Raw genomic sequence first — 17,677 nt, 5'->3', positions numbered from 1 at the left:
TGGAACGGGATTGCGCTAAGGTAGGCGGCGTGAAGAACGCTGTCAACGGTTCGTCCGGCACCGGACGGGCCGAGCCCCGCGGTGCCGTCGACAAGGCTCTCGAGGTCCTCGCCGCACTGTCGCGACCGGGCGGGCCGCACCGGCTCGCCGACCTCGCCGAGGCCTGCGACCTGCCGAAACCGACCACGCACCGGATGCTGCAGACGTTCTCCGAGGCCGGGTTCGCGGTCGGGCTCGGCAGCGGCCGGTACACCGTCGGACCGCGGCTGCTGGGGATGTCGGCGGCGGTGCTCGCGGCGCGTCCGGCGATCCGGCCGATCCTCGCCGATCTGCGGCGGCGGACCGGGCACACGGTCCACTACGCGGTGCGGCACGCGGACCGCGCGGTCTACGTGGACAAGCTCGAACCGGACCAGGCGTACCGGCTCAACACCCGTCCCGGCGGCGAGGTCCCGCTTTACTGCACCGGGGTCGGCCGCGCGATCCTTTCCCGGCTGTCACCACCGGAAGTCGCGGCCGTGCTCGACGCCGCGCCGCTGCGCGCCCGCACGCCGAAGACAGTCACGGACCCGGCGGAAATCCGGGCGTCCCTGACCACTGTGGACACTCTCGGGTACGTCGTCGACGACGAGCAGCACGAGCAGCACGTCCGTTGTGTCGCTGCTCCGGTGCTGGCCGCGGACGGGCAGGTGGCGGGCGCGGTCAGCGTGGCCGGGTTGACGTTCGCCTTGCCGCCCGACAGTTTCCCGACGCTCGGTCCGCTCGTCGCCGAGGCGGCGAACCGGATTTCGGCGGCGCTGAGCAGTGCGCCGGTCCGGTTGGTGCCCGATGAGGACTGAGCCGGCGCAGATCCTGGCGCGCGGCCGGGAGAATCGCGTCTATTCCGCCGCCGCGTGGTCGGTCGGCACCGCGGACGGCGTGCTCGACCGGGGCCTGCTCGGCACGCTCTGGTGGGACGGCCCCGCGGTCGCCGAGAACAGCCGGTGGGATCTGGCTTCGGTGACCAAACCGGTCGTCGGGATGGTCGTCGGCGCGCTCGCCGACCGCGGCGCGCTGGCCTTCGACGACCCCGTTTCCCGGTACCTGCCGTCGTACCCCGCCGAGATCACGCTCCGGCAGCTGCTGACGCACACGTCCGGCCTTCCGGGCGGAACTCCGTTGTGGCGCACCCATTCCACCCGCGTGGACCTGCTCGAAGCCATCCGCCTCGGACCGCGCCGCACGGACGGACAGGTCGAATACTCGTCGCAGGGCTTCATCCTGCTCGGCCTGGTCGCCGAAGCGGCCGGAAGCGCCCCGCTGGACCAGCTCGTCACCGACCTGGTCAGCACGCCCGCCGGCCTCGCCGCGACCGGCTTCGGGCCGGTCCCGGACGCCGTCGCCACCGAGGACTGCCCGTGGCGCGGGCACGTCGTCCGCGGCGAGGTGCACGACGAGAACGCCGTGGTGCTGGGCGGAATCTGCGGCCACGCCGGGCTGTTTGCCACCCTGTCCGATCTGGAACGCTGGGCACAGCTTCTCGCCGGGGGCGCCGCTCCCCTGCTCAAGCCCGGCACGCACGCGGAGATGATCGCCTGTCAGACCTCCGGGCTGAACCTGCGCCGGGGCCTCGCCTGGCAGTGCCTGGACGTGCCCGGCTCCCCGGTGGGCACCGAGCTGGCACCGGATTCGTACGGGCACACGGGATTCACCGGGACCAGTGTGTGGTTCGAACCCGGCCGCGGCCGGTACTACGTCCTGCTCACCAACCGCGTCCACCCCACCCGCGCGACGACCGGAATCGAAGCGGTGCGCCGGGATTTCCACTCCGCGGCGGTGCGGCTTTAGGCCGGAACCCCGTTCGACAGCGCGTCCGCCATCCGTTCGGCGAGGCGCAAGACCCGGCGGTCGTCGAACCGTCCGCCTTGGACGGTCAGCCCGACCGGAAGACCTGCCGCCGGGGTGGCCAGCGGGAAGGTGACCATGGGCGCCCCGAGCATCGCGCCTGGCGTCGTGTTCTGAGTGTAGAGCTCGAAAGCGTCGACGCGGCGGCCCAGATGCTCCACCGTCCCGGTGCAGTCGGCGGGCGGTGCCGGTGCGGGCGTGGCGGGGAACGCGAGCGCGTCGAGGGCATGCCGGCGCAGCAGGTCCGCGTAGCACGCTCTCGCTTGCTCGGTCTGCTGCTGGGCGAGCGCGTACGCGTCGGGCGACACCGGGGACGACGCCTCCGCTTCCAGGATCTGCCGGACGTCCGGACTGCGCACCTCCGCGACCAGCCGGGCGAAGCCCTGCTCCGCGTTCACGCCCAAGGCACGAGCAGCGACGTCGCCGAGCAGCCGGTGGGCTTCCCAGCAGACAATCGGCATCGCCGCCGCACGGGTCAGCTCCCACACCTCCGCGAGCCGCACCGGCACCAGCTCGACGATGTCCGCGAGCACGGCCAAAGCCGAATCGACCGCTGCCTGCGTACTGGGGTGCAACTCGTGGAACAGTTCGGCGGGCAGCCCGACCCGGGGACGCGGAAGGTCCTCGGCCGTGGTCCCGCCGAGCATGGTCAGGTCGATCTCGGCGAGGCGCCGCACCGATCGTGCGAAGATCCCGGGGGCGTCCCGCGTCCACGACAGGCCGACGATGCCCGCCGTCGGCCAGCGTCCGGTGCTGGGACGGAAGCCCGCGACCCCGCACAGACTGGCCGGGATCGAGATCGAGCCCCCGGTGTCCGTGCCCAGCGCGACCTCGGCATGGCCGCGTGCCACGACCGCGGCGCTGCCGCCCGAAGAACCCCCGGCGAGATAACCGGGGCGGCCGGGCAAGCGCACCGCGCCATAGGAAGTGTTCTGCGAGGTGATCCCGAAGGCGAGTTCGTGCATGTTCGCCATGCCGACGACCACCGCGCCGGAGCGGCGCAGCAGCGCGACGACCGGGGCGTCGGCCTCCTCCGGCGCGAGGTCCAGAAGCTCGCAGCCCGCGGATCGGCGCAGTCCGCGCACCGCGATGTTCGCCTTCACCGCGAGCGGATACGGCTTCCCGCCCGCCAGCGGCACTTGAGCCGCGATTTCGTCAGCAGTGCAGAGTTGCGTCCACTCCCCGGGTTCCGGTCGTTCGACCGCGTCCAGGACAGCGGGGTGGGCGGTGGCATCCGCCGGGGTAAGCGGCATCCGGGGCTCCTTTGCAGCGAATGAGGCTTATCCGGCAGTCTCGGCATGCCGCCCGGTTCGCGCCATCGTCAGTTTTGACGATGGCGGAGGTGATACGCCGCCAAGGCAGCGCGGTTGGGCGCGCCAGTCTTGGCGAACGCGTTGCTCAGGTGGGTCCGCAACGTCGGCGGCGCGATGCCGAGGGCTGCGGCGATCTGCTTGTCGCTGTCCCCGTCCGCGACCAGCTCCGCCACCTGCGCTTCGCGCCGGGACAGCGCCTTCTGCCCGGTCGGGGCCTCGCGGGGCCAGGTCCGCGCGACGAGGTCCCCGAAAGACCGGAAAACCCGTGCGTCCGCCTCGGTGAACGCGCGACCGTCGCGTCCGCGCCAGAGCCGCAGATCCACCGAACCGGGACCGGCACCGGCCGGGAAGTAGTTCATGCCGTGGTACATGCCGCCGCGATGCAGGAAGTCCTGGACGAACTCGGCGGAGACCCCGGCCGCCGGAGTGACCCGCGAAGCGCTCCCCCGCGCGAACAGCCGCGGGGTCAGGTCGTCGACGTGCCGGAAATGCCGGTGGTAGGCACGAAGCGCGTCGTCGCCGAGGTCGAGCTGAACCGGATCGGCGTAGGGACCGGACGCATCGCAGACAAAGGAGGCGAAGATGTCCGCGTTCAGCATCCGGCGGAGGACATCGCCGAGCAGAAGGCGCTTCGTCTTCGGCGGCGAGTCCGAGAGGACGATATCGATCGCTTCGCACGTCAGTGCGTACTCCTGGCCCATACCGCCTCGCTTCGACGCTGGCTCAGCTTCGTCGGCTCCCCCTTGCTCGCTCGAGAGTCTAAGGGGCAGCCCGTCGCAGCCGCTGTCCTCGCCGGCCGCGCCTCGCCGCGACGTCGGACGGTCCGCGCCTCCTCAGCTCGCCGCGCCCTCTTCCACCACCAGCCCCTTGGCCTTGAGTTTCTCCGCCAGCCCGTGGAGTTCGATCAAGGTCGCCGCGCCCCGGCGGTGCTGCGCCCGCAGCCAGGCTTCGTGTTCCTCGCGCTCCCGGCAGGCCTCGACGACCGTCTTCGCTTCGGACGGGTCGACGACGACGATGCCGTCCGCGTCGCCGCGCAGGATGTCGCCCGGGCGCACGATCTGGCCGCCGACGGAGATCGGCTGGTTGATCGGGCCCAGGGTTTCCTTGACCGTGCCTTCGATGCACACCGAGCCGGAGAACACCGGAAACCCCAGCTTGCGCAGTTCCGCGCTGTCGCGGACGCCCGAGTCGGTGACGAAGGCGGCGAGACCCTTGCTGTGGCACGCGGTCGCCAATACGTCGCCGAACGAACCTGCCTGGGGGAATTCGCCGCCGGCCACGACGATGACGTCGCCGGGCCGGGCGTAGGCGATGGCGACCTGGACCATGATGTTGTCGCCGGCCTGTGCGGAGACCGTGAAAGCCGGGCCGCAGAAAGACATCGCGGGGTCCACCGGCTTGAGGCGGTGGGAGAGGGCGCCTTTGCGGCCCTGCGCCTCGTGGATGGTGGCCGCCGAGTACTCGCCCAGTCCGGCGACGAGCTCCGGGGCCGGGCGGTCGACCTTGGTGCGCACGTGGATCAACGGGGACAGCTCCTCAGGAATCGGGATCCGCGGACAGGCGCAGGATCGTCTTGGCGGACCGGGACGGATCGGCGGCGCAGGCGAATGCTTCGGCGGTCGAGCCGAGGTCGAATTCGTGGCTGACCACCGCGTCCAGGGCGGGTTCGGCGGCGAGCAGCGCGAGCGCCGCGTCGAGTTCGGTGTCGAAGCGCTGCGAACCGAACAGCGCGATTTCCTTGGCGATCAGCGAGGCCATCGGCACTGGCACGCCGCCTCCGGGCAGCATGCCCAGCTGCAGCACCGCGCCGCCGGGACGGACCGCGGCCAGTGCGGACGCCAGCGAGGCCGCGGCTCCGGCCGCCTCGACGACCACGTCGAACGAACTCGGCTCGCAGGTCTCCCCCTCGGACAAGCGGACGGTTTCGGCGGCTCCGACGGATTTCGCGACCTGCAGTGGATACTCCTGCAAGTCCGCGGCGACGACGGTGTGCGCCCCGAGATGGTTCAGCCCGGCGACGGCCAGCGAGCCGATCGGTCCCGCGCCGCTGACGAGCACCCGCGCGCCGCGGACGCGGTCGCCCAGGCGGGCCAAGCCGTGCAGGGCGACCGCCAACGGCTCGGCGAGAACCGCGCGCCGCAGCGGGAGATCGTCGGGGAGCACTCGCAATTGGGGAACGCCGACCGGGAGCAATTCCGCGAAACCGCCCTGGGTGTGCGGACGGGTCGAAGCGCTGCCCAGGTAGGTGCCGCCGGGTGTCAGGTGGAGGCCGGTCGGTTCGGCGGCACCGGCCGGGGCGCACGGGACGGCCGGGTGGATCGCGACCCGCGTGCCGATCGGCGGCGCTCCGGACGCGCGGTGCCCGATGGCGGCGACGACGCCGACCACCTCGTGCCCGAGCGTCAACGGTTCTTCGACGGGGTATGCGCCGTTGCGGCCGTCCGCGGCGTAGTGCAGGTCGGAACCGCAGATGCCCCCGTAGACCACTCGCACGAGCACGCCGTCCGGATCGAGTGCGGCGGCGGGCACCTCGTCGACGCGCAGGTCTTTGGCTCCGTGGACGACTACGGCTTTCATCGGCCCTCCCCCGAGGCCAGCGCCTCGCACGCGCGCCGGATCCGGTCGCACGCCTCCTCCAGGACGTCGGTCGAGGTGGCGAACGAGATCCGGAAGTACCCGGGGGTGCCGTAGGCGGTGCCGTGGATCGCCGCGACCTGCTGGGTCTCCAGCAGGTACGCCAGGAAATCCTCGTCGGTGGCCACGACGGCGCCCGCGGGCGTGGTCGCGCCCAGCAGTTCCCGGCAGTCGACGAACACGTAGAACCCGCCGTGCGGTGCCTGGCAACGCAGGCCGGGCGTGTCGTTGACGAGCTTCACGACGCGGTCTCGCCGCCCCCGGTAAGCCGCGACGCTTTCCCGGACGAAGGTCTGGTCCCCGGTGAGCGCGGCGACGGCGGCGGCCTGGCTGACCGACGACGGACAGGACGAACTCTGCGACTGCAGTTTGTCGATGGCCGCCACCAGGTCCGCCGGCCCGGCGCCGTATCCGATCCGCCAGCCGGTCATCGCGTAGGTCTTCGAGACGCCGTTGGTCAGCAGAACCCGGTCGGCGAGCCGGGGTTCGACGGCCAGGAGGGTCGGCATCGGGTCCGGCTCGTAGGAGATCTCGTCGTAGATCTCGTCGGTGAGCACCGCGACGTGCGGGTGTTCCAGCAGGACGTCGGCGAGCGCGCGCAGTTCGGCCGCGGTGTAGGAGACCCCGGCCGGGTTGCTCGGCGTGTTCAGGATCAGCCACCGGGTCGCGGGCGTGATCGCCGCGCGCAGTTGCCCGGGAGTGAGCTTGAAACCGTTCTCGGCCGCGCATTCGACGACCACCGGCGTTCCGTCGTTGGCCAGCGCCATGTCCGGATAGGACACCCAGTACGGCGCCGGCACGATCACCTCCGTTCCAGTGTCCACAGTGGCCGCGAGCGCCAGGTAGATGACCTGCTTCGCCCCGCCGCCGACGGTGATCCGGTCGAGCGGGATCTCCAGCCCGTGGCGCTGCCGGAGTTTCGCGGCGATCGCTTCGCGCAGCTGCCGGGTGCCGTTGACCGGGGTGTATTTCGTTTCGCCGCGGACGATGGCGTCGATCGCGGCGAGTTTGACGTGGTCGGGCGTGTCGAAGTCCGGCTCCCCGACGGTGAGGTCCAGGATCCGCGCGCCGGTCGCTTTCAGTTCGCGCACGCGCTGGGCCGCGGCGGTGCTCGGGGACGGTTTGATGCGGGAAACCCGTTGTGCGGTCTGCATTTCAGTCGGCTCGCCGTTCGAAGTTCAGCCCGCCGGGCACCTGGAACGTCGGCAGGATCTCGATGTGGCCCACGTTCATGTGCCGCGGCGATTCGATGGCGAATTCGATCGCGCTGGCGATGTCCTCGGGCTTGAGGGATTCGTAGCCGTCGTAGTACTCGCGCTGCGCCTTGTCCATGTCGCCGAGCAGGCGGCCGAAGATTTCCGTCTCGACCCGGCCGGGGCAGATCTCGGTGACCCGGATCCGCTTGCCGTAGCCGTCGACGCGCAACTGCCGCGACAGTGTGTGCACGGCGGCCTTGGTGGCGTGGTAGATCGTGTTCCCGCCGAAGTTGTAGACGCCGGCGATCGAGCTGATGTTGACGATGTGCCCGAGGTCGCGTTCCACCATGCCCGGCATGACCAGCCGGACCAGGTGCAGCACGGCCTGGAGGTTCACCGCGACCTGCTCGTCGATCGCGAATTCGTCCGCGGTCAGGATGTTCCCGGTCCGCGACACTCCGGCGTTGTTGACCAGCACGTCGATTTCGAGGCCGCGGACCAGGTCGGCGAGCGCCTCGGTGGAGGTGACGTCGACGGTGTGCGGCACGCAGCCGGTGGTCCGGGCGAGCTCGGCCAGCCGCTCGCCGTTGCGGGCGACCGCGTGCACCTCGAGCCCCTGCTTCGCGAGCCGTTCGACGATGACCGCTCCGATGCCGGTCGAGGCGCCGGTCACCAGCGCGGTGCGGTAGTCGGAAAAGGGCATTTCCGGGGTCCTTTCTTTCCGGGGTTTTTCCGGAGTTTTCCGAGGTTTTCCGGGACGGCTCAGGAGTCCCGCAGGGGTTCGTGCGCCCGGTCGGTCACCCGGGAAACCGCGATCAGCGTCCCGAGCGCGGTGAGGACGACGTAGAACGCCGGGATGGTCGTGTTGCCGGTCTGTCCGATGAGGAAGGTCATCAGCAGCGGCGCGGTGCCGCCGAAAACGGCGGACGACACGTTGTAGCCGAGGCCGTAGGCGGAGTAGCGGACCCGGGTCGGGAAGAGTTCCACGAGCAGGATGTGGATGATCGCGGTGTGGCCGGCGAAGACGACCGCCAGGACGCTCGCGCCGAGGATGGCCAGCCCGACGTTGCCGGTGGCGATGAGCAGGTAGCACGGGACGCCCAGCACCGCCATCGCCGCGGCGGAGCCCGCGATGACCCTCTTGCGGCCGATCCGGTCGGACAGCGCGCCGGCGAACGGGATCGCGATCGAGATCGACACCAGGGCCACGGCCGTCACCAGCAGCCCCTGGACGCTGCTGAAGTGCAAAACCTTGCTCATGAACGTGGGCATGTAGGTGAAAAGCACGTAGTAGCCGGCGCCGTTGAGCAGCGGGATGAACAGGGCCAGCAGGATCGCGCGGCGGTGCCGGGGCGAGGAGAACGCCTCCTTCAGCGGATTGCGGGAAAGGCCGCCTTCCGCACGGAGCCGGGAGAAGTTCGGGGTGTCGCTGATCCGCCTGCGGATGTAGATGCCGGTGATGCCCAGCGGCACGGCCAGCAGGAACGGGATGCGCCAGCCGAACGCCTCCATGCGCGCCGCGCCGAGCCCGGCGTTCATCCAGGCGGCGATGAGCGTCCCGGTCAGCAGCGAGACGAACGACGCGATCTGCGCGTAGCTGGTGTAGAGGCCGCGTTTGCCCGCCGGGGCGTGCTCGGCGAGGAAGGTCATCGCGCCCGCGGCCTCGCCGCCGACGGAGAATCCCTGCAGCACCCGCAGCAGGATCAGCAGGATCGGCGCCGCGACGCCGACCGCGGTGTAGGGCGGCAGCACGCCGATCGCCGCGGTCGCGGCGCTGATCAGCAGGATGACGAACACCAGCATGCGCTGCCTGCCGATGCGGTCGCCCAGCTGCCCGCAGACGATCGCGCCCAGCGGCCGGAAGAAGAACGAAATCGCGTACCCGACGAACACCAGCAGCACCGCGTTCTTCGAGTCCGGGAAGAAGACCGTGGCCAGGGTGCCGGCCATGAATCCGAAGATCCCGTTGTCGTAGAGCTCGGCGAAGATGCCGACGCACCCGGCGAGGGTGATCCGGCGGGCAGTCCGCGGGTCCACGACCCCGGACTGCGGCGGTGCGACCGTGTTCATGGCTGTCTCCTTTGGCAGCAGGACGGTGAGGGGATGTCCAAAGCGTCGAATGCGGTCCGGACCCGGCGGCGGACCTCCCGGACGGCCGCGCGCCCGCCGCGGTAAGCGGCGACCGCGTCGGCCACCGTTCGCCGCCGGAACCGCACGGTGTCGCCCGGCCGTGCCTGCCCGAGCGACGACAGGCTCGCCGACGTCACCACCGCGAGCACCGGGTAGCCGGCCGTGACGCCGCGGCCGCGGTGCAGCACCAGCAGTTCGTCGCCGGCCGGCACCTCGATCGCGCCGATCGGAACGCCGCGCGAGAGCACCTCGCCGCGCACTGCGCGGCGCGGTACCTCGCCTCGCAGCCGAAGGCCCACGTGGTTGCTGCGAGGGGTGACGACGTACTCCGCGGCGAAGAGGACAGCGTGGGATTCGCCGAATTCGGCCAGGTCCGGGCCGTCGGTGACGTCGATCGTCCACGGCGAACCGAAGCGCGGGCGCGGCGGACGCAGTCGGAAGAACGGATGCCGGAACACCGGATGCACGAGCGACGGCCAGTGGCCGCCGAGGGCGAGGTGCTCGCCGGCTCGCACGGTCCGGCCGAAGCCGAGAATGGTGTCGGGCGCGCAGCTGCCGAGCAGAAAATCCGCGTCGAACGCCCCGTAGGCCGCGAGGTAGGCCCGGGCGCCCTGCCGGATCCCTGTGACGGCCAAGACCTGCCCGGCGCGCACCACGAGCGGTTCCCATTGCGGGTGCGGAACGCCGTCCACGGTCACGTCGGCCGGGGCGCCCGTGACGGCGACGAGCAGGTCGGCGGAGGGTTCGCAGGCGAAGTCGAGCATCGTGATCTCGACCAGCGGGGCCGAATCCGCGTTGCCGCACAACACATTCGCCATCCGGGCCGAATATTCGTCCAGCGCTCCGTTCGCGGGCAGTCCGGTGCGCGCGCGACCCGGGCGGCCGAGGTCCTGCACGGTCGCGTGCCCGCTGCGGTGCACAGTCAACGTCTCAGCCATCAGTCGCCGCCAGCAGGGCCCCGTCGTGTTCGTCCCACTGCTGCGGTTCGATCGGGACGAACCGCAGCCGGTCTCCCGGGCGATACGGGGTCAGCGGATCCGACGCGGGGTCCAGCACGCGCAGCGGCGTGCGGCCCAGCAGCGGCCAGCCGCCGGGCGAGCGCATCGGGCAGATCACCGCCTGGCGCCCGGCCACCGCCACCGAACCCGGCGGCACGCTCACGCGCGGAGACGGCAAGCGCGGCACCGGCGCTGGGAACGCGGGGCCGTCCATCATCGGGGCGCCGACCGGCGCGCCGAGGCAGCGAACGGTCAGCGGCGCCGCGGTGTGCAGCTCGATCACCTGCCGGGCGGTGATGCCCAGCTGGCTCGCGACAAGGTCCAGATCCGGGCCGTATTCCCCGCCGTAGACGACCGGCACGACGAACAACCTCGGCCGCGCGAGCAGGCTTTCGCCCGGCCGGATTCCGCGGAGCGCCTGGTCGAGGACGCGGCGCACCGTCTCGTGGTCGGCGCGGTCCGCGTCGAACTCCACCAGCAGCGAGTCGTACGTCGGGACCACGCCGTACAGGCCGTCGAGATCAGCCTGTTCCACCAGGTCAGCCAGGACGTGGACCATCCGCCAGCGGTCCGCCGCGTCGGCGTGGAGAGCACGGACCACGACCGCGGCGTCGCCGCAGTCGCTGATGACTGTCTGCGGTGTCATGCGCGTACCTTCTCGGCGCTCAGCGCGCGAAGGGCGACGCCCGCGCGGATCAGCTCGGCGCGCACCCGGCGGGCCGTCGCGATCGCGCCCGGGCTGTCGCCGTGCAACAGCACCGTGTCGCATTCGACGGGCACGTCGGTTCCGTCGGCCGAATCGAGGACCCCCTCCAGCACCATCTGGACCGTCCGCTCGGCGATCTCGCCCGGATCGTGCAGCACCGCACCGGGTTCCGTACGCGGCACCAGCGTCCCGTCCGCCCGGTATGCGCGGTCCGCGATGCCGACGATCGCGACCACGAGGCCGCGAGCCCGGGCCGCGTCCGCGAGTTCGCCGTCCTGGGCCAAAACGATCATTGCCGGGTCCACCGAGGCCACCGCGTCGGCGACCGCCTGGGCGTAATCCGCGCGGGTGGCGACGAGATTGCCCAAGCGGCCGTGCGGCGCGACATGCCGGACGCGCGTGCCGTGCGCGGCGGCGAACGCCTGCAGCGCACCGACCTGGTACAGGACGTCGGTCCGCACTTCTTCCGCGGTGAGGTCCATCGCGCGGCGGCCGAAGCCGGGCAAATCGGGGAAGCTCGGGTGGGCGCCGACCGACACGCCGCGCGCCGCGCAGGACGCGACCGTCGCATCCATGATCCGCGGGTCGCCGGCGTGGAATCCGCACGCGATGTTGGCGGAGGTGACGATGTCCAGCAGTGCCTCGTCGTCGCCCATCCGGTACGCGCCGAAGCCTTCGCCGAGATCGGCGACGAGATCGACTTCGCGTCCCATGAGGTCCTCCGGAATGTCTCGGGAATCCGCTGCGCCGCGTCCGGGATCGCGAGTGCGGAGGGCGGACCGGCGAGTACTGGACCTGACCGTAAGCGGCCGCCGGAGAGGCGACAAATACCGTTTCGACCTGGTGCGATCGCGTTTCCTTATGGCTGCGCGACCGGCGCGGGCCCGCGTCCGCCGATTAGGATCGAGGCCCGCGGCGCACCGGAGGAGGCGAGATGGACACCAGGCGCCTCCACTCGTTCGTCAAGATCGTCGACGCGGGCAGCATCACCCGCGCCGCCGACATCCTGCGCATCGCGCAGCCGGCGCTGAGCCAGCACGTGTCCCAGCTGGAACGCGATTTCGGCCACCAGCTGCTGGTGCGCAGCAAGCGCGGCGTGGCCCCCACCGAAGCCGGGCGCGCGCTCTACCGGCACGCCCAGCTGATCCTGCGCCAGATCGAACAGGCGCAGGCCGCCGTCGCCGTCTCCGGGCAGGCGCCGGCCGGCGCGGTGTCCGTCGGGATCGCGCCCTACAGCACCGGCGCCGCCCTCGCCCTGCCGCTGCTGCAAGCCGTGCGCGAGCGGTTCCCGAACATCGTGCTCCACATCAACGAGAACTTCGGCGGCGTGATCAGCGAGGCGATCATGACCGGACGCATGGACATGGCGTTCATCTACGACGCGGGCCCCCTGCGCGGTGTCCGGTTCGAGCCGATGCGCACCGAAGAGCTGTACTTGATCGCAGGAGCCGGGCTGCCCGGTGCGCTTCCGGACGGCGACGAGGTGCCGGTGGCCGCGCTCGCCGACGTGCCGCTCCTGCTGCCCAGCCGGATCCACACCATTCGCCGGGTCGTCGACGCGGCGTTCGCCCGCGCCGAGCTTTCCCCGGCGGTCACCGGGGAAATCGAATCGGTGCTGACGCTGGTCAGCGCCGTCCGGGCGGGTCTCGGAGCCACCGTGCTGCCTTGGTCGGCGGCGCGGGCGATCCTCGATCTCGAACAGCTGGCCGTGCGCCGGATCGTCCGCCCGACGATCGAGGTGAAACTGTCGCTGTGCACCTCGGAACACGAACCGCTGTCCGAGGCCGCGCTCGCGGTGCACGGCGTGTTCCACGAGCTCGTCAACGCGTTCGGGGAATGAACCATCCGGAATTCCGATCGCGTCACACGGATTTGCTATTTGCCGCCGCTTCCGCGCTCTGGATAGCGTCCCGGGCGAGAAAGTTTCGGCGGCACAAGGAGCAGAGCATGGGACATCGCGTGCTGAGTACGCGCGGACGGCTTCCGGGCGCCGGCCTGGAGCGGCTGGCCTCGCGGGCGGAACTGGTACGGGGCCCGGACTCGGCGAAACCCGCCGCGGCGGACCTCGAAGCGCTCGCCGCCGGCGCGTCCGGCATCCTCTGCCTCGGCAACGACCGGGTGGACGCGGCCCTGCTCGACGCGGCCGGCCCGCAGCTGCGAGTCGTCAGCCTCGCCAGCATGGGATTCGACGCGGTCGACCAGGCCGCGGCCGCCGAACGCGGGATCGTCGTCACGCACACGCCGGGCGTGCTCGCGGAGACCACGGCGGACTTGGCGTGGTCCTTGATCCTCTCCGCGCGCCGCCGGCTCGGGGCTGCCCGCGACCAGTTGCACGCCGGCGAGTGGACCGCGTTCCACATGGACGGCAACCTGGGCCTGGACGTGCACGGAGCGACGCTCGGTCTCGTCGGCTACGGCCAGATCGGCCGCGCGGTCGCCCGCCGCGCAGCCGGGTTCGGCGTGCGCGTGCTCTGTCACGACCCGTACTCCGCGCCCGACGACGGCCTGGCCCAGCCGGTCGACTTCCCCACGCTGCTCGCCGAGGCGGACATCATTTCGCTGCACGTGCCGCTCACCGACGCGACTCGCCACCTCATCGGCGAAGCCGAGCTGCGCGCGATGAAACCGACCGCGACGCTGGTCAACACCTCGCGCGGCGGCGTCGTCGACGAGAAAGCGCTCCTGGCCGCCCTCCGCGACGGGACGATCCACTCCGCCGGATTGGACGTCTTCGAACGCGAACCCCGCGGCACCGACGTCGCCGACCTCGTCGCCGAAAGCCGGCTCGTAGCGCTGCCGCACGTCGGGTCCGCGACCGAAGCCACCCGCGCCGCCATGGTGGACCTGGCCGTCGACAACCTCCTCGCCGTGCTCGCCGGCGAACCCGCGCACACCCCGCTGCCCGGCACTCCGGCGGTGCCGCGATGAGCCACCCCGTCTTCGACATCCGCGGCAAAATCGCGCTGGTCACCGGTTCCAGCCGCGGTATCGGGAAAGCGCTCGCGCACGGCCTGGCCGAAGCCGGCTGCGTCGTCGTCCTCAATGGACGCGATCCGGCCACAATGGACGAAACCCGCCGCGCGATCGCCGACCGGACCGGTGCCACCGTGCTCGCCGAAGCGTTCGACGTCACCGACCCCGACGCGGTCGCCGCCGGCATCGCCCGCATCGAAGACCAAGCCGGACCACTCGACATCCTCGTCAACAACGCCGGCATGCAGCACCGGGCGCCGTTCACCGAGTTCCGCACCGAGGACTGGAACCGGCTCCTGGAAACCAACCTCAGCAGCGCGTTCCTGGTCGGCCGGGAAACCGCCCGCCGGATGGCCGAGCGCGGGCGCGGGAAAATCGTGAACATCTGCTCGGTGCAAAGCGCACTCGCGCGCCCCGGCATCACGCCCTACACCGCGACCAAGGGCGGGCTCAAAATGCTCACCAAGGGCATGTGCGCCGACCTGGGCCCTTCCGGAATCCAGGTCAACGGCCTCGCGCCGGGCTACTTCGACACCGAACTCAACGCCGCGCTGGTCGCCGACGAACAGTTCAGCGACTGGATCCGCACCCGCACCCCGGCCGGACGCTGGGGCAAGGTCGAAGACCTCGTCGGGACGCTGCTGTTCCTCTGCTCCCCCGCCTCGGACTTCGTGAACGGCCAGATCGTCTACGTGGACGGCGGGATGACCTCGGTCCTGTGAGTCACTTGCCGAAGCCCGCGGTGAGGCCGGTGACCAGGTAGCGGCGGCCGAGGATGTACAGCGCGAGGACCGGCAACGTGGACAGGACGACCGCGGCGAGGACCGCGGGGATGTCGACCCGGAACTGGCCTTGGAAAGCCCACAGCGCCATGGGGAGCACGCGCTGGTCGGAGCTCTGGGTGAGGATGAGCGGGAACAGGAACCCGTTCCACACGTTGAGGCCGTCGTACACCGCGACGGTCACCATCGCGGGTTTCACCATCGGCAGCACCAGGCTGAGCAGCATCCGTCCGTGCCCGGCGCCGTCCACGCGCATCGATTCGAACAGTTCGCCGGGCACGTCGCGCAGGAAATTGGCCAGGATGACCACGGAGAGCGGGATCGCGAAGGCGACCGACGGCAGCACGATCGCCAGCAAGGTGTCGTAGAGGTGCGCGCGCGTGATCAGGTAGTAGATCGGGATGATCGTCGCCTGCAGCGGGATCGCCAGGCCCAGCAGGAAGATCTTGTAGGTCGCCGCGGAGAACCGGGTGCGCCCGCGCACGACGTAGTACGCCGCCAAAAGCGACACCGCGACGGTGATGACCACGGTGCCTGCCGTGACGATCGCGCTGTTGACCAGGTACCGCAGGAAGCCGTTGTCCAGGACGAGCCGGTAGCTCTCGAAAGTGGGATCGCTGGGCAGCGACAGCGGGTTGGCCGCGAAGAACCCGCTTTGCCGGCGCAGGCTCGTCACGACGATGTAGTACACGGGCACGAGCACGACGAACAGCCAGGCGAATCCGGCGAGCCCGCCGAGCACGTTGGGTCTGCTCCTGGCCATCACGCACCGTCCTGCTGGCTGCCGCGGGAGAAGCGGGCGAACCGGGCCAGGCCGAGCGACAGCGCCAGTCCGGCGACCACGAGCAGCACCGCCAGCGTGCTCGCGCGGCCCATGTCGTTGTTGGAGAAACCGTTGAGGTACATGTCCAGCGGCAGGAACCGGGTCGCGTTGCCCGGGCCGCCGCCGGTGAGCACGAAGACCAGGTCGAAATAGGTCAGCGAGCCGACCAGCATCAGCGTCGAGGAGGTGACGATCGTGTAGCGCAGCTGCGGCAGCGTGATGTGGAAGAACTGCCGCACCGGGCCCGCGCCGTCGATCTGCGCGGCTTCGTACAGCTGCGCCGGGATCTGCCGCACGCCCGCCTGGTACAGCAGCGTGTGGAACGGCATGAACTGCCAGCCGATCACGAAGATCACCACGTACAGCGCCAGCGTCGGATCGCCCAGCCAATCCTGGGCGAGCCAGGAGGCGCCGAACGCGCGGCTCATCCCGAAGTTCGGGTCGAGCAGCGCTTTGAACGCGATGGCGATGGCGGCCGACGACAGCAGCAGCGGGAGGAAATACAGCACCCCGAGCACCGCCCGGTACCGGCCGCGCCCCGCCGTGAGCACGCCGAGCAGAAGCGAGACCGGCGTCTGGAACAACCAGCTCGCCGCCATCACCTGCACGCTGAGCCACAGCGCGTGATAGGTGGCCGGATCGCCCAGCGCCGCCGCCCAGTTGCCCAGCCCGGTCCAGGCGGGATCGGCGATCCCGTCCCATTTCATCAGGCTGAGCACCGCGACCCCGCCGAGCGGGAGCAACGCGAAAACCGAGAAGAACGCCAGTGCGGGGGCGGCCATCAGCGGATGCGGTCCGGCGCGGCCGGGCGTCGCGGCCGGGCGCGCCCGCTTCCCGGCCCGCGCCCCGGGGAGGACGGTAGCGGACACGGTCACTTTCCGATCGTCGCGTTCATGTTCGCCGAGAACTGCTCGGGCGTGATCTGCTTGAGGAACAGCTGGTCCAGGTTGTTCAGCAACGCGTCCGCCTGGCCGGGCGAAACGGCCTGGTCCCAGGACAACTGGAAATTCGGCGCGTTCCGCGCCAGTCCGTACACATAGGACAGATACGCCGAGTCCGGGGCCTTGGCCAGTTTGGCCTCGATCCCGTTGACCGGCGGCACGGCGCCCCCGGCGAGCAGCCCGTCGACGTAGGTGTCGTTCATGACGCCCTCGCGCAGGTATTTCACCGCGGCCTGCTTCTGCGCGTCGGAAGCGTGCGCGGACACCGACCAGAAGTTCGCCGGATTGCCGACGATGTCGGCCGGATCGCCTTTCCCTCCCGCCACGGCCGGGAAGGCGACGTAGCCGAGCTTGCCCGCGGCGAACCCGGGGTCGGCCTCCTTGACCGTGGGGAACGCCCACGAGCCCATCAGGTACATCGCCGCCTTGCCGGTGTAGAGCAGGGCGAGGTCGGCGTTGCTGTCGGTGCTGATCGAAGTGAACCCCTTGACGAACCCGCCCGCGTCCACCAGCTGCTGGATCTTGCGGTTCGCGTCCAGGATCGCCGGATCGGACCAGGCGCCCGGTTTGTTCGCGGCGAGCGCGGCGAACACGCCCGGCCCGCCGATCCGGTCGACGAGGTACTCCTCCCACATCAGCTGCGGCCATTTGCTCTGCCCGCCGAGGGAGAACGGAGCGATCCCGGCCGCGGTGAACTTCGGGACCAGCGCCATCAGCTCGTCCCACGTCTTCGGCGGCTCGGCGCCCACCCGAGCGAAGAGATCCTTGTTGTAGAACAGGAAAACCGGCTGCATGCTGTTGTTCGGCACGGCGTAGGTCTTCCCGTCCAGCACGCCGGTCCTCGCCACCGAGGGCAGGAACCGGCCGGTCAGCGCCGGGTCCTTCCGCACTTCCGGGGTCAGGTCCATGATCTTGCCCGCGGCGACCCAGGATTTCAGCATGCCGCCGTTGCCCCAGCTGAACACCAGGGTGGGCGCCTGGTCGGCGCCGACGGCCGAGCGGATCTTCTGCTTGTACGCGTCGTTGCCGAAGAACTGCCCCTCGACGCCGCCGCTGGAGAACGAGGTGCGGAACACCTGCTCGTCGCCGCCGGTCAGCGCCCACGCCGTCGCTTTTCCGCCGCCGGCGGCCGAAGGTCCGCTCGTGCCGCACGCCGCGGCGAAGGCCAGGAGAGCCGCGAGCCCGGGCGCCACGAGCGTCGTACGGATGGTCCGGCGAGTACCCAGTTTCATGATGCACCTTCCGCTCCGAAGGTTCGAAAAGTTTCGAAAACTTCTCGGGGGCTGGCCGAAATCTA

At 70.7% G+C, this 17,677-nt stretch carries 18 protein-coding genes; 5 read left to right on the top strand and 13 right to left on the bottom strand.

The annotated features are described in order from the left end of the window. Positions 1-29: 29 nt before the first annotated feature. Both L942_RS40655 and L942_RS40650 read left to right on the top strand, forming a co-directional pair. A complete protein-coding gene (locus L942_RS40655; RefSeq protein ID WP_037370680.1) occupies positions 30-839 on the top strand; it encodes an IclR family transcriptional regulator in 810 nt (269 codons plus the stop codon). After that, positions 829-1,827 carry a serine hydrolase domain-containing protein gene (locus tag L942_RS40650; protein WP_037370678.1) on the top strand — a complete coding sequence of 333 codons (999 nt, stop codon included), beginning with the start codon at positions 829-831 and terminating at the stop codon, positions 1,825-1,827. Before L942_RS40655 ends, L942_RS40650 begins: the two co-directional genes overlap by 11 nt. Here L942_RS40650 and L942_RS40645 read toward each other — a convergent pair. From L942_RS40645 to L942_RS40600, 10 genes are all read right to left on the bottom strand, one after another. Next, the gene (locus tag L942_RS40645; RefSeq protein ID WP_051166579.1) at positions 1,824-3,137 is read right to left on the bottom strand and encodes an amidase family protein; all 1,314 of its coding nucleotides are present in this window, start codon (positions 3,135-3,137) and stop codon (positions 1,824-1,826) included. The genes L942_RS40650 and L942_RS40645 overlap by 4 nt on opposite strands. 68 nt (positions 3,138-3,205) lie before the next feature. Then, positions 3,206-3,898: a helix-turn-helix transcriptional regulator gene (locus tag L942_RS40640; RefSeq protein ID WP_037370677.1), complete on the bottom strand. Its 693-nt coding sequence runs from the start codon at positions 3,896-3,898 to the stop codon at positions 3,206-3,208. Positions 3,899-4,030: 132 nt separating this feature from the next. Then, positions 4,031-4,711, bottom strand: coding sequence for a 4-carboxy-4-hydroxy-2-oxoadipate aldolase/oxaloacetate decarboxylase (locus tag L942_RS40635; RefSeq protein WP_235079671.1), 681 nt, complete (start codon positions 4,709-4,711; stop codon positions 4,031-4,033). A gap of 22 nt (positions 4,712-4,733) precedes the next feature. Continuing rightward, positions 4,734-5,774 (bottom strand): zinc-binding dehydrogenase, encoded by a 1,041-nt coding sequence (locus L942_RS40630; RefSeq protein ID WP_037370674.1) that lies wholly within the window; start codon positions 5,772-5,774, stop codon positions 4,734-4,736. Beyond that, the gene (locus tag L942_RS40625) at positions 5,771-6,985 is read right to left on the bottom strand and encodes an aspartate transaminase (protein WP_037370673.1); all 1,215 of its coding nucleotides are present in this window, start codon (positions 6,983-6,985) and stop codon (positions 5,771-5,773) included. The genes L942_RS40630 and L942_RS40625 overlap by 4 nt, the downstream gene beginning before the upstream one ends. Before the next feature lies 1 nt (position 6,986). Continuing rightward, on the bottom strand, positions 6,987-7,730 hold the full coding sequence (locus tag L942_RS40620) for an SDR family oxidoreductase (protein ID WP_037370672.1): 744 nt from the start codon (positions 7,728-7,730) through the stop codon (positions 6,987-6,989). Between the two features lie 59 nt (positions 7,731-7,789). Beyond that, positions 7,790-9,097, bottom strand: coding sequence for an MFS transporter (locus L942_RS40615; protein ID WP_037370670.1), 1,308 nt, complete (start codon positions 9,095-9,097; stop codon positions 7,790-7,792). Next, positions 9,094-10,095 carry a biotin-dependent carboxyltransferase family protein gene (locus L942_RS40610; protein ID WP_037370669.1) on the bottom strand — a complete coding sequence of 334 codons (1,002 nt, stop codon included), beginning with the start codon at positions 10,093-10,095 and terminating at the stop codon, positions 9,094-9,096. The genes L942_RS40615 and L942_RS40610 overlap by 4 nt, the downstream gene beginning before the upstream one ends. Further along, a complete protein-coding gene (locus L942_RS40605) occupies positions 10,088-10,801 on the bottom strand; it encodes a 5-oxoprolinase subunit B family protein (protein WP_037370667.1) in 714 nt (237 codons plus the stop codon). The genes L942_RS40610 and L942_RS40605 overlap by 8 nt, the downstream gene beginning before the upstream one ends. Further along, on the bottom strand, positions 10,798-11,574 hold the full coding sequence (locus tag L942_RS40600) for a LamB/YcsF family protein (protein ID WP_037370666.1): 777 nt from the start codon (positions 11,572-11,574) through the stop codon (positions 10,798-10,800). The genes L942_RS40605 and L942_RS40600 overlap by 4 nt, the downstream gene beginning before the upstream one ends. A 221-nt stretch (positions 11,575-11,795) precedes the next feature. On the opposite strand from L942_RS40600, the gene nac reads away from it, so the two are divergent. From nac to L942_RS40585, 3 genes are all read left to right on the top strand, one after another. Next, positions 11,796-12,701, top strand: a complete 906-nt coding sequence (nac, locus tag L942_RS40595; RefSeq protein WP_037370664.1) for a nitrogen assimilation transcriptional regulator NAC — start codon at positions 11,796-11,798, stop codon at positions 12,699-12,701. A gap of 107 nt (positions 12,702-12,808) precedes the next feature. Then, entirely contained in the window at positions 12,809-13,789 is a 981-nt protein-coding gene (locus L942_RS40590) for a 2-hydroxyacid dehydrogenase (RefSeq protein ID WP_037370663.1), read from the top strand. Then, the gene (locus L942_RS40585; protein WP_037370662.1) at positions 13,786-14,556 is read left to right on the top strand and encodes an SDR family oxidoreductase; all 771 of its coding nucleotides are present in this window, start codon (positions 13,786-13,788) and stop codon (positions 14,554-14,556) included. The genes L942_RS40590 and L942_RS40585 overlap by 4 nt, the downstream gene beginning before the upstream one ends. A 1-nt stretch (position 14,557) precedes the next feature. On the opposite strand, the gene L942_RS40580 is transcribed toward L942_RS40585, so the two are convergent. From L942_RS40580 to L942_RS40570, 3 genes are read right to left on the bottom strand one after another with little or no spacing between them, the layout of a single operon-like run. Further along, entirely contained in the window at positions 14,558-15,379 is an 822-nt protein-coding gene (locus L942_RS40580; protein ID WP_037370661.1) for a carbohydrate ABC transporter permease, read from the bottom strand. Then, complete coding sequence (locus L942_RS40575) at positions 15,379-16,314, bottom strand: carbohydrate ABC transporter permease (protein ID WP_440201369.1); 936 nt, start codon at positions 16,312-16,314, stop codon at positions 15,379-15,381. The genes L942_RS40580 and L942_RS40575 overlap by 1 nt, the downstream gene beginning before the upstream one ends. Continuing rightward, entirely contained in the window at positions 16,311-17,612 is a 1,302-nt protein-coding gene (locus L942_RS40570) for an extracellular solute-binding protein (RefSeq protein ID WP_037370660.1), read from the bottom strand. Before L942_RS40570 ends, L942_RS40575 begins: the two co-directional genes overlap by 4 nt. Positions 17,613-17,677 lie beyond the last annotated feature (65 nt).

It is taken from the genome of Amycolatopsis orientalis DSM 43388 (assembly GCF_000411975.1).
Classification (GTDB): domain Bacteria; phylum Actinomycetota; class Actinomycetes; order Mycobacteriales; family Pseudonocardiaceae; genus Amycolatopsis; species Amycolatopsis orientalis_D.
The sequence above is the reverse complement of the archived record's forward strand: the minus strand, read 5'-3'. Positions and strand labels throughout refer to the sequence as shown.